This window comes from Myroides sp. TSA_177.3 (assembly GCF_052691955.1).
This window is the reverse complement of the sequence record NZ_JBQZGD010000008.1, coordinates 121,824-137,276: the sequence shown is the minus strand read 5'-3', so window position 1 is coordinate 137,276 and position 15,453 is coordinate 121,824. Positions and strand designations below refer to the sequence as shown.

Genomic DNA, 15,453 nt, shown 5'->3' with positions numbered 1-15,453 from the left:
AAAGGGAGGGAAATAATAAAGATGTAACAGCAAAAAACAAAAAAAGAGAATTAAAAATTAATTCTCTCTTCGTCTTGAAATTCGTTCATTTCGCAATGTTGGACCCGCTTTTTTTGAATTATTTCGCTCTCTGTCGAACTTCTTTTTGGGTCTTCTTTCGCCTTGTTGGGTTATATTTTCAGTTGAATAACTGTTCGCTTGATCTGTCGATTCTTGGGTCAAGCTTGCTTCTTCTGTTTTGCTTGATGGCTCAATTAAGCGATTTAATTCGGCCAATTCTGCGGCAGTAATTTCGCGATATTGTCCTACCGGAACATCCAAACTAATATTGATAATACGAATGCGTTTAAGAGCAACTACATCATAATCAAAATATTCACACATACGTCGAATTTGTCGATTCAATCCTTGTGTTAAGAAGATTCGGAATACAAAACGACTGATGCGTTCTACTCTACATTCTTTGGTGATTGTGTCTAAGATAGGCACACCTTGTCCCATACGCTGAATAAAACGATCGGTAATGGGTTTATTCACTGTGACAATATATTCTTTTTCGTGGTTGTTTTTCTGGCGTAGGATTTTATTGACAATATCTCCATCATTCGTCATGATGATTAATCCTTCACTGTCTTTATCCAAACGTCCTACTGGAAAAATACGCTTTGGATAATTGATATAATCCACAATATTATCTCTCACCTTTTTGTTGGTGGTACATTCAATCCCTACTGGTTTATTAAAGGCTAAGTAAACAAAGTCTTCATCGGTTTGACGAATTAGTTTACCATTCACGCGAATTTCATCTGCATCGGTAACCTTTAATCCCAATTCAGGTGATTTTCCATTAACTGTAATGCGTCCTTCTTCGATTAATCGGTCTGCTTCTCTTCTTGAGCAAAAGCCAACTTCTGATAAATATTTATTTAAACGCGTTTCTTGATTTTCCATAGCGCAAAAGTAAATAATAAATTTCGTTACTTATACAAAGAAATACATTCTAGCTAAAAAACGCTTGAATTGTTTTAAAAACAGCTTCATCTTGTAGGCTATGTCCTAGGTTTGTCGTTGAAACCACTAGATTTTTTTTGTGTAGTAATGCTTGATGAAAGCTTTCTGCTTCTTCAAAGGATACTTGAGGATCTTCTTTATCGTGAATACACAAAACAGGTACCTCAACGAATTGTACGGCTTCAGCACTACAATAGGAAGCTAGAGGTTTATTAATTAAGTGTTCAATATAATCATGATACGCTTCTTTTACGCGTTTCGAATAGCCTAAAAGAGCATAATAATGTGACAGAATCACTTCAAAGCGATCAAAGGCTCCCATGATAACCACTTTTTGAAGCCAGGGATATTCGCCTTCACTTATCTGCTGAAAGAGGGCAAACGCACCTAAAGAATGTCCAATGACAAACTGAGGTTGGAATGTTTCCAAGGCTAGATCAATAACTTCTTGATAATTTTTGACGCTTAGATTTTTGCCATAGCTCATCCCCAAACTAGGGGCATCAACGGCTACAAAACGAAATTGATCGCCCAAGTAAGTACACAAGGCTTCCCATCGGGCGCTATTGCTTTCCCACCCGTGAATAAGCAAGATTAACGGCTTCTCCGTCGCTTTTGCGTTCCACTGATAGGTATAGACCTTTTCATTTTTATACCAGAAGAAACTCGACTCTGCTTGTTTTAGAAAGGCAGGTAGATGTTTGGGATTCAGTTTTCCTTTTCGCGGAGTAGCAAAAAGTTTGTGCACCCAATGCAAGGCTGTTTGCATCGAGCATAAGCTAATAACATTGATTAGGGCACCTACTACTTTTTCCATACAAAAAAGAAAAGCCTCTAAAAAGAGGCTTATACTATTATTTTAAACTTGCAATGATTGCATCGATTTTTTCTCTTTCTTCTTCAGCTAAAGCGCTATCAACAAGAATACGTCCACTGTGCTCATCTGTGATGATTTTTTTACGTGCTGCAATTTCTACTTGCGTTTGTGGTGGAATAGTAAAGTAAGATCCTACAGAAGCTCCTCTTTCAATTGAAACAACTGCTAATCCGTTTTTCACTCCGCCTCTAATTCTCATATAAGCGTTTAACAAACGATCTTCGATATCTTCTTTGAACTCGTCTGATTTAGCTAACAACGTTTGCTCTTCACGTTCTGTTTCTGACATAATGTTTTTCAACTCAGCCTCAATATGAGTTAAGTGCTCATTACGTGCAGTTAAACGCTCGTCTGTTTGTGCAATGTTGCTCTTTTTATTCTCGATACTTACTTTCATTTCACGGATGTGTTTTTCAGCAAGTTCGATTTCTAACTTTTGAAATTCAATCTCTTTTTCTAAAGAGTTGAACTCTCTGTTATTTTTCACTTCGTTTTGTTGCTCAGTGTACTTTTTAATTGCTTCTTTAAACTCTTCAATGGCATTCTTTTTTTCTTTAATACCACTTTCGATGCCATTTAAATCTGCATGAAGTTTTTCTAAGCGTTTGTTAAGTCCAGCAACTTCGTCTTTTAGGTCTTCAACTTCAAGAGGTAGCTCTCCTCTCATATTTCTGATTTCATCGATTCTTGAGTCAATCAATTGTAAGTCGTAAAGCGCTCTTAATTTCTCTTCAACCGTTAATTCTTTTTTCTTTGTCATCGTTATAAGTAGTTAACTGGATTCGTATTTACTGTTGATAAAATAACTGCAAAATTAGGCATTTTTTTTGAAAGAAACTCAACTATATAATTTTTTGTATATCTTTCACTCTCAAAATGACCAATATCGGCTAAAACTAGCTGATTTTCAGACTCATAAAATTGATGGTATTTTAAATCTGCCGTAATAAATGCATCTGCTTTTTGTTGTAAGGCTGCTTTTATGGCAAAACTTCCTGAACCACCCAACACCGCAACTTTTTGAATGGGTTTGTTTAATAAGGCACTATGGCGAATTCCACCTGTACCTGTTTTTTCTTTTACCATTTGTAAAAAGGCGATTTCATCCATTGGTTCTTTTAATTCACCTATCATTCCCATTCCAACGTTTTGCAATTTATTGGCTAGATTATAAACCTCATAGGCTACTTCTTCATAAGGATGTGCTTGAAACAAGGCACTCAGCACTTTTCCTTGTAGGTGTTTTTCATAGGTCACCTCAACCTTGTGTTCTTCTACTATCTCCTCTACTCCTGCTTGCCCAATAACGGGATTGCTGTGCTCATTTCCTCTAAAACTGCCTTTTCCTTCTGATATAAAACTACAATGATCATAGTTTCCAATCGCTCCTGCTCCAGCAGCAAATAAAGCTTGACGTACCTTTTCTGTGTGTTGTATAGGTACATACGTCACTAATTTCTGAATGTACTGCTCTTTGGGTATTAAGATTCGGGTTTGCTCTAAACCTAAGGTCGTGCAAAATATTTTATTCACCCCTTCTTGGTGATTGTCTAAAGCCGTGTGAATGGCGTAAATAGCAATGTCGTTTTTTATTGCTTTAATCACCGCGCGTTCAACGTAATTCTTTCCTGTAATTTTCTTCAATCCCGAAAAAAGAATCGGATGAAAACAAACGATGAAGTTACAGCTTTGTGCTATTGCTTCCTCCACTACGTTTTCCAATGCATCGTGACAAACCAAAATACCGTTTACTTCTTGCTCCATATTCCCGACCAACAAGCCAACGTTATCAAAATCTTCTGCATAGCCTAAAGGCGCTAATTCTTCTAAAATAGGAATAATATTTTTTACTTTCATATTCAATTATCGTTCTGTGCTTTATTTCTTTTTCAAAGATACAAAATCCCTTGCTCAAGTTGAAAACAACGCTAATACAAACGCATGCTTTGAAAAATCGTTCAGCATTACTGTGTTGAATGTAAGAAAAATATTCCCATTAAAAAACAGAATAAAGAATCTAACCTAATTTTATGTTAATATCTGTAAAATAGGTTACTTTCGTATCATTCAAACACTACTTACTAATCCTATTAATTTTCACCTCTTGAAAAAATACGAGAAAAGATTATTACAAATTATTGCGATTCTATTTAGCATCTATCTTTTATTTCCAATAGCACATATCACATCTACTCCCTTCTTCTTAACTATATGGATTCTAGCCATTTCCTATTTCATTAGAAGTTACTGGATCTTTAATACACAGGAAACAAAGCAAACATATCTGCCAATTTCTGCAGGTGTTCTATTTGCACTTGCTCTAACTACACTACCTAGTGCAATTCAACTACAAGCTTCTGAGATTTATGTTTATCTCCCAATTCCAACAATTCTATTGACCATTGGATTGGGGATTTATCTTTTTATCTATAGAAAAACGGATAAAATAAAAGTTGATATAAAATCTATTTTTTATCGCGGGCTCGTACTTTCTGTTATTTGTTCTTTTTTTCTTTATACTCCTGAAACATTTCGACCATATCGAAAAATATTGATTCAATTAAATAAAGGAGATGAATTTTTGACCAATAATCTTTTGATGATGGATTATACCTATGAGTCAGAAACTGCAATAGATCAAGATGATTGTGATACAGCTATTGCCCTTGCCTTAAAAGCAAATCGACATGCTAGAGAACTCATTAAAAAAACGGAGATGGAAGAGCAAAACTATCAAACCAGAGAAATTATTTTTAATGAACTCAATCAAGATAGAACTGTCAATTTAAGTATAGAAGCAATTGAGCTAATTGAAAAATACGAAGGTGAAATACACCTTGCTCCTATTAGTAGAACCTATTCCACATTATATAGTGCTTATGTATGTAAAGCAGATAACTTGTATAATCAACTCAATTTAAAAGGAGCATTAGCTAATTATCTAACCGCTTATAAATACTTAACTACTCCTGAGATAAGACTGCAATACTGGAAAGAAGAAAAATCTAAAACGTTGATTATGATTGCTAATTGTTATAAAGGTTTAAACAAAATAGAATTAGCAGCTGCATTTTTCCTACAAGCCATTGATAACTACCATAAGATAACAGATCAAGAAGCTATCGATTTAACTGTTGCTAGTTATTACAACAATCTAGCCGTGTTATTCTCGTCACAATATGAATATGAAATATCTACTACTATATACGAAAGAATTATAACTGATTTACTCAAAGAAAAACAAACTACTATACATCGAGAAATAATACTAAAATCATATCATGCGCAGACGATTAACTATCTCGCACAAGACAATTTAAAACTAGCTTTACAAACCCTTGAAAAAGCACGAAATATAGTTAATAAAACTGATTCGAATTATTGTATTTTTCGTTCAATCGAAGCATTATGTCAATTCAGAATGAATCAATTTGAGGTTGCAGTAGTTACGCTCAATGAATGTGTTCATTGTCTTGAAAATACCAATCCCATCCAAACATTTAAACTAATAGAAAGTTCTATTCTTCTTGGTCAAATAGAGTTAGCATTAGGGCAGTTGAAAAAAGCAGAGAAAACACTAAGTACTTCCTTAAAATTAACAGCTCAAACACTTGGGGAAAACACAGATATTTACGCTTACAACTTAAAAGTCATCGGTGATTTAAATAAATTGCTTGGAAACTACCGTACTGCGGATGCTCAGTATCAAAAGGTTTTAGATATTTACAATAAAAATCAAGGAATAGTGATCCACAACGTACCTCTTACTTTAATTAGTTTGTCTGACTTGGAGTTAATTCGCGGGAATCTTTCTAAAGCTCAATTACACATTCAGGAAGCTAGTCATATGACTTTAGGTACAAAACAACCAACAACATTAAGTCATACTAACGTTCTCAATCAGACAGCCTATGTTGCCTATCACCAAGGCCGTTTAACAGAAGCGGACACACTATATAAAAAAGTAATACAACTCACAACAAAACTTGATGTCACACCTTCAACTATACGTGCATTTGCTTTAAATGGTTTAGGATTAATTGAAATGGATCGAAAAAACTATGCCCTATCGGATGCAATGTTTAGTGAGTCTTTGTTATTTTACCAACAAATTTACTCGGACAATAATCCCTTCACAGCTCAAGTGTACTTGAATTACGGAGTATTGAATACACGAGAAGGAAAATTAGCCGAAGCAAAAGATAAATTAGATCGATCGTTAAAAATCAACCAACAGTTTTTTAAAGCTGATCATCCTACCTTTGGTGATCTTTATGTGGCTTTTGGTGATTTAGCCATTAAAAAAGGAGAGAGAGATCTAGCCCAACAGCAGTATCAAAAAGCCTTGGCGATTTACAACAAATACTTTGATTCGACCCATTGGAAAGTAAGAGAAACCCAACAAAAATTAAAATAAGAGAGGAAAAATTGATACTTTCGTAGGATGAAATTACTTCGCCTTTTACTTTTTCCTTTTGCTATCCTTTATGGAGGCATTACCAGCTTGCGCAATTGGTTTTATACGATTGGTCTATTCAAGCGTACTTCCTTTGCTATTCCGACGATTGTAGTTGGAAACCTCAGTGTGGGTGGAACTGGAAAAACGCCCATGGTGGAGTACATTATCCGCTTGTTGAAAGATCAATATCAAACAACCACATTGAGTAGAGGGTATAAAAGAAAGAGCGAAGGATTCTTTTTGGCTGATACACAAACAACCATGGAACAAATTGGCGATGAACCTTTTCAGTATCACTGTAAATTTGATAACATCGATGTTGCTGTGGATGCCAAGCGCGTCAATGGGGTTCGTCGTATCTTAGAAGAAAAACCACAAACGGAAGTGATCGTCTTGGACGATGCCTTTCAACACCTCGCTTTTCAAGGAGGACTATATGTATTACTCACTACTTATGACGATCCGTATTTCCACGATTTTATGTTACCCACAGGAAATCTACGCGAATCGAGAAAAGGAGCGAAACGCGCCGATATTATTGTGATTACCAAATGTCCAAAAGACCTCAGCGCAGCACAACAAAAAAGCATAACACAAGAATTACATCTAAAGCAAGGACAATTGTCTTTTTTTACGTATATTGATTTTAGTAAAATTGCATATTCAAAGTCTGATTCAGTGGAGGTTACTCAACTAATTCAGGACGACTTTATTTTAGTGGCAGGCATTGCAAAACCGCAATCCTTTTTTGATCATTTAAAAAAGGATACAACGACATGTTTAACTTTTCCTGACCATCATCATTTTTCGTCTACTGATATTGAATTAATTTTGAATAAAGCACAAGGAAAGAAAATCATTACAACGGAAAAGGATTACGTTCGACTCCAAGGTCTTCTTCCTGAAAGCCAATTATTTTATTTACCCATTCAAACTGCATTCTTAACTAATAGCGAAGCGTTTGATGCTAAAATTTTAAACTATGTGGGAGAAAGTACAAGAAACCGTTCAATTCATCATTGAAAAAACGAATTTTAAACCTGAAATTGGTATCGTTTTAGGTTCTGGATTAGGTAATCTAACAGCGGATATCGCTATTGAGCATGAGATTTCTTATGCAGATATTCCCAATTTTCCAGTATCTACTGTTCAAGGGCACAAAGGTGCTTTAATTTTTGGTACACTAGGAGGAAAAAAGATTGTTGCGATGCAAGGTCGTTTTCACTATTACGAAGGATATGATATTAAAACAACGGTATTTCCTATTCGCGTGATGAAATATTTAGGTGTAGAAACTTTGATTGTATCAAATGCTTCTGGAGGAGTAAATCCTTCCTTTAAAGTGGGAGATATCATGATTATCAAAGACCACATCAATGCTTTTCCAGATCATCCTTTACGCGGTCACAATGACGAGCGTTTTGGCCCTCGTTTTGTTAACATGAACGAAGTCTATACGAAGAGTATTATTGAGCAAGCGAAAGTAATCGCAAAAGCAAAAAACTACGACATCAAAGAAGGAGTGTATTACGGTTTACAAGGCCCTACTTTCGAAACACTAGCGGAATATAAAATGGTTCGCGTAGTTGGTGGAGATTGTGTAGGGATGTCAACAGTTCCTGAAGTAATTGTAGCCCGTCACATGGATATGAAAATCTTCGGTATTTCTGTGATTTCCGATATGGGTAATGAAGATGGGATTGCCGATGTAAATCACGATGAAGTACTCAAAGCAGTACAAGCGGCAGAACCTATTGCCCGTGATCTAATCAACGAACTAGTTTCTAAGTTATAATAAAAAAGGCTATCAATTTATCCATTGATAGCCTTTTTTAAGTTTACAGTATACGGTTAACCCTTAACCCTTAACCCATTAATCAATAATCAATAATCTGCATTTTCTTCATAATAAAAGTTGCATTCTTATTTTGACAGATTCCATCTCGTATTTTATAATCAAAGTGTAAATCATCATTTTTAATTTCTACTTCGAAGCACTTATTCATCAAGATTTCTGGATAATCATTTGTGGTATTACACACTTCTAAATCGTGGGTTGCGATCATTCCATAAGTTTGCTCGCGAATCAATTTGAGAATAACCCCAATAGTTCCACTTTGTTTATCATCGGAATTGGTTCCTCGTAAAATTTCATCCAATAAGACAAAACACGATTCACTTTGTACTTGTTCAATAATCATCTTCAGTCGTTTCACCTCTGCATAGAAGTAAGACTCACTATCCTCTAAGGAATCCGTTAATCGCATCGAAACCAATAACGGCAAAGGAAAGAATGTTGCTTTTGTTGCACAAATAGGCGCTCCTATTCCCGCTAAAACGAGATTCACTCCTATGGTTCTCAAGAAAGTACTCTTTCCTGACATATTAGATCCTGTTAGAATAACAAAACGCTGATTCGAAAAATCAATATCATTGGTTACGCGTTTCTTTGCATGTAATAAGGGATGCCCTAAATTTTGAAAAGACATTTGTTTGGTCTCATTTAGAACAGGAAACGTATAACTTCTGTTGTTATAGGAATAATTCCCTAATGAGTTAAAAGCTTCTACCTCACCTACAATATCAATAACAGTTAATACCAGTCCCCCTTTTTCTTTCTTCCATTTCAGGAATTTATGCAGAACGTGTACATGAAATTGAAACAAACCATTAAACAAAATAGAAACAAACAAGTTAGCTACCGTTTCCAATTGTTCAAATAGACGCGATAGTTTTTTCAATTCTGTACTTGCTTTAAAAGAATCACTTTTGATTTCTTTCAAATACTCCTTCATGCGTGCTGTAGCAAATTCTTCCTTTTCAATGCGCTTGATAATCGAACTATAACTTTCAATGGTTTCATGTATTTTTTCAACACCGCCCAATTCAATTTGAATCGCGCGTACTTTTGAAAGCGCACAAATCAAGTTGAATGAAAAAACAGTAGAAGCAATATACCCCCAAACGATATTAGTTGAATCAAAAAAGAATCCAATCGACGATATAACAAAAATCAAAGGCAACACATAGGCTAAAATGAGAGAAACCTTACTCAATTCATTTACTTTGGATTCACTCCATGATTTTAAACGTTCATAAGCTTCCTTACTTAAGTTAGACAACTTACTATAGGCATAAATCTCATGTCTCCACTCTACCTTTTGTGATAACTCTTTGATTACTTCTTGGTTTTTCAGGATATCTGCTTTGGTGCTTCTACTTTTTAAAAGCGTTGCCAAATATTCCTTTCCTTTATAAGAAGCGGTTCGATTGAGGTATTGATAAATGGATCGAGGGCCAAAAATATCTAAATCATACGCATAGGGATGATCTGGAGTATGAAAGGCGGCTCCATCTTCAAATGCCCATTGATCTTCTTTTAGAAACTGATCTTCTTCTTGGTTAATTTGCATTAAAGCTTCCGCATAACGCATCTTCCAGGAATAAGAAGCGTGAATACGCAAGAAAATAAGAAATACAACAACTAGTCCTCCTGTTGCATATAAATACTGGTAATCTGCTCGAGATACCGATAAATAGAAACAATACACAATACCTAAAAAAGCAAGTAAACGCAAAGCGCCTACTAATTTGTATTTTTTTCTAATCTCATTGTATTTATCTTGAAAAAGGGAGTGTCTCTTGGCGTAAATTTCCATTGCTAAAGGGTTTATTTTAAAAAAGGGTTTTTCGTATTGGTTTTTAACAAATATACATAATAATGCAAGTAGGCTTCCCTTCTTGAGAAAAGAATCACAAACAATTTTACACCTTAAATAAATAATGTACTTTTAACTCTTACTGAATCCAATACGCATGAATCCAAGTAATCCATATCCTACAGAGGGCTATTTTTATCTTCCACAATTTTTTCAATCGAACGAATTACAACAAATTGAACCTATTCTCGAAAAGTTTCATCAACAGTGGTTAATTGATTATCAGGAAGAGTATCGAACGAGATTAATTAATAGTCACAGTTTAACATCGAGTACTGCCTTAACCAAAGAGGAACGTTTGGTTTTATTTAAGTTTATAGCAGGCGATCGCTTTCAACCGCTGCTTTCTGCTCTATTCCCGGAGCAGGCTCTTTTTTTAAATACCCAATTATTTTTTGATCCTTTCAACAAGGAGCAGAAAAATTACTGGCATCGCGATATTCAGTATACGGGTATGTCTATAGAAGATCAACAAAAAAGCATACTCACCCAAAATGTACTTCATTTCCGCATTCCGTTCCAAGAGGAAGAAGGCATTGAGTTAATTCCAGGTACACATCGCAGTTGGGATTTACCAGCAGAACAAGATACCCGTTTGGGGCAAAATGGAAAACAACCGAGTGATGCTTTGGCCCGAGGAAAACAAATTCGCCTACAACGTGGGGATTTGTTGATTTTTTCGGCGAATATGATTCATCGTGGGCTTTATGGAAACAATCGTTTTTCCTTTGACCTTATCTTTTTAGATGATACTCCACTCCTTCGTCCTTTTATTGATCCAAACAATCATCCGACGGAAGCAGAAAAAAAACAACTTAACTCTTCTTTATTTCTATAAAAAAAAAGCTTCTATCTAGAAGCTTTTTTTTAATCCCATTGATTCGTTGTGGATAAGGCATATTTCCCACCACCTGTAAAAAATAAGCTAACCGCTACTAAAGCATAGATCATCAATAATTCGACTTGCCATCCTCCGTTTTCATTCAAGCTAAAAATAGCTGCACTTTGAACCAATAGCATAGCGGTTACACAATTAATTGCAAATACGGCTCCTGCTAAGCGGGTTCTCCATCCTAAGAGCAATAAAATAGGGGCAAGTACTTCTCCTACATATACACCATAGCCAAAGAAACCAGGTAATCCTTTATCAATCAAGGTTTGTTGGATAAATCCAATACCGTGTATAAGTTTGCCTATTCCATAAAACAACATGGGAAATCCAATGGCAATTCTACTAATTAATAATCCGGTGTCTACTTTTCTATTCATCATTATTTCTGGTTATAAAGTTACTTTTACAAAAACGCCATAATTCTCGAAGTGATCCCAACTCATAGCAAACTGTTCTAAATTGGCTGCTACTCCCATTGTAATCTTGTCTTTCTTCATTCCTATTCGGATGTGTTGAAAGCCTCGGGTATATTCATGTCGATCGACATTTCCAACAGCAGAAATTCGAAATAATCCCTGCCATTCTTGTGTTATTTGTGGGGTATATTCCACTAAAAGCGATTGTTCTAAGGTGAATCCTTTTTGATAGGTTGTTCCTACTCCATAGATCAATTGAAAGTCTTTTCTCTTTACCTGATATTGGAGGTAAACACTCGCAAATTTCCCAGGATTCTTTACCCCAAATCCAGCATTTAAAATGAAGTTCTTGGGTAGTTTGTAGGCAATCGTATTGCGGATAAAAAAAATATTATGGGTGTCTTCTTCATATTCTGCATCGAATAAAACAAGGTTTTGAAGGGTGAGTTTATCTGACAGTTTATGGCTGATTGTATGCGTATAGCCATACGCTCGATGTCCTACCATCATATCTGGTGTATAGGTTGTTGATTGCCCCAAAACAGGAAGTGTTAGAAGCCCAAATAGGACCATAAAAAAACGAGCTAATTTCATCTGTCTATGCTTATTTATTTTCATAGGACAAATGTATTAGCTCGCTCTAAGGTGGTTCTTAAGCTATCTTAAGAAAGGATATGCTGTTATTTTTCGTGCTGTTTTTTCTTGAGGTAACTCAAAAATTCGGGTGTCACGCCTAAATAGGAGGCAATCATATATTGCGGTACCCGTTGTTCGATGTTGCGGTATTCTTTGATGAATCGCTGATAACGCGTAAAGACATCAGCACTCATGTGCTCAATCGTTCGCTCTTGTAAAGCGACATAGGCACTTTGTATCTTTAATCGAAAGAATGTAGAAATAGCGGGAATCTCAGCATAGAGTTGCTCGAGATTTTCTCTGCTAATTTGGACAATAGTAGCAGGTTCAATAGACTGTATAAACAGCTTGGATTCTTTTTGAGTCAAAAAGCTGTATAAATCATTGATCCACCATTCTTCAATCCCGATTTGCAAGGTATGTTCTTGTGTATTTTCATCCAGGTAATAACAACGCGCACTTCCTTGAGCAATAAATCGCATATGCTGTGACAATTGCCCTGGTTGCAATAAGAGTTCCTTTCGCTTGAGTAAAACAATTTCGGCAACTTCACTTATTCGCTGTATTTCCTTCTCATTTAAAGCAGTTGTTTGCTGTAAATGCTGTACCAACACCTCAATGGGATTTACATCCATATTCTTTCTTTTTCTTTTTTATATTACCATCTCCACACTTGTGGTTCTTCTTTCCAAATCAATAGACGGAACTGTTCATACAACTGGCTCGTTCCAATTGTATGGGTATCTCGTATATCTTTTCCTACTTCTAATTTGTGTAAAGCCCCTGAATACGTTCCTACCCAAAGTACTTTTTCATCATCAGATACTGCAATTCCACTAATAGTTCCACCGACAAAAAACTGTCCTACATCTTCTCCTGCTTTATTAATCAAGCGAATGTAACCATAAGCATCTCCTAAAACGTAGTAGTCCTGCATAGCAACCCCTTGGTATACGCGCATTCCTTCATCCATATAAATAAAGTCATCACTTTCTTCATACGCTTCTACTTCCATGCCTTCTAATTTCGTTGCATCTACTCCAATCGTTACTCCATTGTAGAAGTGACAAGAATTAGTAATTAACTGTTGATCATCTTTCGAAAATAAACAAAAATGCGGATAAGACGACTGTGGTCCTACGCTTCCTACTTCTTTTCCATCCCCATGTAAAATACGGTGATCTCTATCTTGATCTCCTACAACAATATAGGTATTATCCTGTGATAACGCTGCATTTTCCATATCAATATAGAAATCATATCCTTCTGCTACAGCCTCTTGTTTTTCTTCTTCTGTCAACACAGGGTGAATCAATTGTTTCTTCTGCTCCTCTAAAAGGTAAACTCCTTCTGATGAAACAAATAAAATGCGTTTTCCATCATTGAAAGGAATCAATTTTGAGATTCCTACAGTAGCAAGCTCTCCCAATTCAACTGTGGCAATCACAGGACCATTCCACCCTTGATGCGTGATAATTTTATCTGCATAAGCAATCGCAAATACGTTGTTGCGCATTGATTTCCCCAATCCTTTGATGGTATCATCTAACAAGTTAACAGTAGTTCCTGTTACCAAATAGGCTGTACGAGGCTCATACGAAGTTCCTGCTAGGAATGCAACTGTATCGGTATCGATAACAACAATATCGCCAATATATTGAGACTTCTCTTCCAAGAAAGGAATTAAAGGAGGATAAGCTGGTGGAAACGAAGCTCTAAAAGCATCTACACTTCCTTCCGCATTCGCTTGTTTCAGCAATTCAAATACCGCTGGACTTAAATGATCTCGCTTATCTTCTGGTTCTTCTCCTTTCCAATTTTCCCAACCGTGCTCTTTACCAAAAGCAACCATTTCATTGATCGCTTTGGCATAGCGTTCTCCTTTTGTAAACCATTCTTGTTGAAGGGCTGTTGTATTATTTTCTTCTGATTTCATCTTACTTTTTTTATGGCTTAAAGATACTTCGAATTCTCATTTCTTTTTATCCCTACAATTGTGGATATTCCATAAAAAACGAGAGTTCCTAAAATAGAAACTCTCGTATATGTTATACTTGCTCGCCTTTCATCATTTTTGACCAATACAAATAAGGCAAGAGATGTTTTTTTAGCATCCACAAGCGCCAATGTTCTTTGTGACTAGAAAACACCAACATTTGCTTCAATTTAGGATCGGGAATAAATTCATTTTTATAATTAAATTCAGCCAATACCATTTTTCCATAGCCTGTTACCAGTGGGCAAGAAGAATATCCGTTGTAGTCGTTATTACTTGCTTCTTGATTTTGTAGTAAACGCATAAGATTGTCTACAACAACAGGAACTTGCTTCCGAATGGCAGCTCCTGTTTTCGCCGTTGGCAATCCAGCCACATCGCCTAATCCAAAAATATGCTTATACTTATTATGTTGTAAACTATGATGATTTACATCCAGCCAACCTGCCGCATTGACTAAATTGGAGGTTTGCACAAATTTAGGAGCTGTTTGAGGCGGTGCCAAATGCAAGAAATCAAAAGGCATGGCTACTACCCCATCTGCTAATACTTGGGTTTGTTGGTCATCAGAGGTAACAAAGCAATGATTATCTTGCGCATTTGTTGGTTTGAAATAAGCGATTTTTGCAGCCGCATCAATTCGAATTGGATTATGCAATGGCATAAAATTAATCTGATAACGATCAACCACTTTCAATAAAGTATCAGCTATTTTCTTTACGCCAAAAATTACACTTCCTGGCATGGGAAAATACACTTTTGTCTTGGTATGAATCCCTTTCTTTTTGAAGTAATCACATGCTAAATACATGATTTTCTGAGGAGCACCTCCACATTTAATCGGCGTACTCGGTTGTGTAAAAATAGCGGTTCCACCTTGAAAGGCTTGGAGCTGTTTCCATGTATACTCTGGATCAATATAATTACTACACACCACTCCTTGTTCTACTGCTTCGGCTAGGCCTTCGATTAATGAATAATCATTCACCAAACCAGGGCATACAACCAGATATTCATAAGTTAATGTTCCCGTTTGCGTTGTTGTTATGGTATGGTGTTCTGCATCGAATCCCGTAACAGCTTCTTTGATCCACGTTACTCCTGGAGGAATCAAAGAAGTCATTGGTTTGATTGTTTTTTTCTTGTCATAAGCACCTGCTCCAACCAATGTCCAAGCTGGTTGATAATAATGATCAGTTGCAGGATCAACAAGTGCAATGTCTAAACTTGAATCTTTCTTTTTCAACTGAGCAGCAGTCATAATACCAGCTGTTCCAGCTCCTATAATGAGGATTTGATAATGCGTTTTCATGTTGTTCGTTTTTGGTTTGACTCTCCAAAATAGACATTACTATCGGAATAAGGTGTAACAAATGTTACAAATAATCTTTTGATGTGTTTGTTTTTTATCTCCTATCAGTTTATCAGTCAGAAACATATCACAAAA

The 15,453-nt window shown here is 35.9% G+C and carries 14 protein-coding genes; 4 read left to right on the top strand and 10 right to left on the bottom strand.

Going from position 1 to position 15,453, the window contains the following annotated elements; all coding sequences use genetic code 11:
- Window positions 1-57: 57 nt before the first annotated feature.
- From rluF to ACUTSE_RS09950, 4 genes are read right to left on the bottom strand one after another with little or no spacing between them, the layout of a single operon-like run.
- Window positions 58-951, bottom strand: a complete 894-nt coding sequence (gene rluF / locus ACUTSE_RS09965) for a 23S rRNA pseudouridine(2604) synthase RluF (RefSeq protein WP_445640113.1) — start codon at window positions 949-951, stop codon at window positions 58-60.
- 49 nt (window positions 952-1,000) lie between these two features.
- Complete coding sequence (locus ACUTSE_RS09960; protein ID WP_445640112.1) at window positions 1,001-1,828, bottom strand: alpha/beta hydrolase; 828 nt, start codon at window positions 1,826-1,828, stop codon at window positions 1,001-1,003.
- Between the two features lie 37 nt (window positions 1,829-1,865).
- Entirely contained in the window at window positions 1,866-2,648 is a 783-nt protein-coding gene (locus tag ACUTSE_RS09955; RefSeq protein WP_445640111.1) for a zinc ribbon domain-containing protein, read from the bottom strand.
- 2 nt (window positions 2,649-2,650) lie between these two features.
- Window positions 2,651-3,745, bottom strand: coding sequence for a Nif3-like dinuclear metal center hexameric protein (locus tag ACUTSE_RS09950; RefSeq protein ID WP_445640110.1), 1,095 nt, complete (start codon window positions 3,743-3,745; stop codon window positions 2,651-2,653).
- Window positions 3,746-3,992: 247 nt separating this feature from the next.
- Here ACUTSE_RS09950 and ACUTSE_RS09945 point away from each other — a divergent pair, with 247 nt between their 5' ends.
- Genes ACUTSE_RS09945 through ACUTSE_RS09935 form a run of 3 tightly spaced genes read left to right on the top strand, consistent with a single transcriptional unit; the run spans window position 3,993 to window position 8,142 of the window.
- On the top strand, window positions 3,993-6,305 hold the full coding sequence (locus ACUTSE_RS09945; protein ID WP_445640109.1) for a tetratricopeptide repeat protein: 2,313 nt from the start codon (window positions 3,993-3,995) through the stop codon (window positions 6,303-6,305).
- 27 nt (window positions 6,306-6,332) lie between these two features.
- Complete coding sequence (gene lpxK / locus ACUTSE_RS09940; RefSeq protein WP_445640108.1) at window positions 6,333-7,370, top strand: tetraacyldisaccharide 4'-kinase; 1,038 nt, start codon at window positions 6,333-6,335, stop codon at window positions 7,368-7,370.
- Window positions 7,330-8,142, top strand: coding sequence for a purine-nucleoside phosphorylase (locus ACUTSE_RS09935; RefSeq protein WP_002990660.1), 813 nt, complete (start codon window positions 7,330-7,332; stop codon window positions 8,140-8,142). The genes lpxK and ACUTSE_RS09935 overlap by 41 nt, the downstream gene beginning before the upstream one ends.
- Window positions 8,143-8,224: 82 nt before the next feature.
- On the opposite strand, the gene ACUTSE_RS09930 is transcribed toward ACUTSE_RS09935, so the two are convergent.
- Window positions 8,225-10,006 carry a MutS-related protein gene (locus ACUTSE_RS09930; RefSeq protein ID WP_445640107.1) on the bottom strand — a complete coding sequence of 594 codons (1,782 nt, stop codon included), beginning with the start codon at window positions 10,004-10,006 and terminating at the stop codon, window positions 8,225-8,227.
- 157 nt (window positions 10,007-10,163) lie between these two features.
- Between ACUTSE_RS09930 and ACUTSE_RS09925 the strand changes: the two genes are divergently transcribed.
- A complete protein-coding gene (locus ACUTSE_RS09925) occupies window positions 10,164-10,904 on the top strand; it encodes a phytanoyl-CoA dioxygenase family protein (RefSeq protein WP_445640106.1) in 741 nt (246 codons plus the stop codon).
- 29 nt (window positions 10,905-10,933) lie between these two features.
- Here the strand turns inward: ACUTSE_RS09925 and ACUTSE_RS09920 are convergent, their stop codons facing one another.
- The 5 genes from ACUTSE_RS09920 to ACUTSE_RS09900 all read right to left on the bottom strand — a co-directional run bounded on the left by ACUTSE_RS09920 (window position 10,934) and on the right by ACUTSE_RS09900 (window position 15,318).
- Window positions 10,934-11,335 carry a DoxX family protein gene (locus tag ACUTSE_RS09920; RefSeq protein ID WP_353102419.1) on the bottom strand — a complete coding sequence of 134 codons (402 nt, stop codon included), beginning with the start codon at window positions 11,333-11,335 and terminating at the stop codon, window positions 10,934-10,936.
- A gap of 12 nt (window positions 11,336-11,347) precedes the next feature.
- A complete protein-coding gene (locus ACUTSE_RS09915) occupies window positions 11,348-11,992 on the bottom strand; it encodes a hypothetical protein (RefSeq protein WP_230848062.1) in 645 nt (214 codons plus the stop codon).
- 62 nt (window positions 11,993-12,054) lie between these two features.
- Window positions 12,055-12,645 carry a Crp/Fnr family transcriptional regulator gene (locus ACUTSE_RS09910; protein ID WP_445640105.1) on the bottom strand — a complete coding sequence of 197 codons (591 nt, stop codon included), beginning with the start codon at window positions 12,643-12,645 and terminating at the stop codon, window positions 12,055-12,057.
- A gap of 23 nt (window positions 12,646-12,668) precedes the next feature.
- The gene (locus ACUTSE_RS09905) at window positions 12,669-13,946 is read right to left on the bottom strand and encodes a hypothetical protein (protein WP_445640104.1); all 1,278 of its coding nucleotides are present in this window, start codon (window positions 13,944-13,946) and stop codon (window positions 12,669-12,671) included.
- A 112-nt stretch (window positions 13,947-14,058) separates the two neighbouring features.
- Window positions 14,059-15,318: an FAD-dependent oxidoreductase gene (locus tag ACUTSE_RS09900; protein ID WP_445640103.1), complete on the bottom strand. Its 1,260-nt coding sequence runs from the start codon at window positions 15,316-15,318 to the stop codon at window positions 14,059-14,061.
- Window positions 15,319-15,453: the final 135 nt, after the last annotated feature.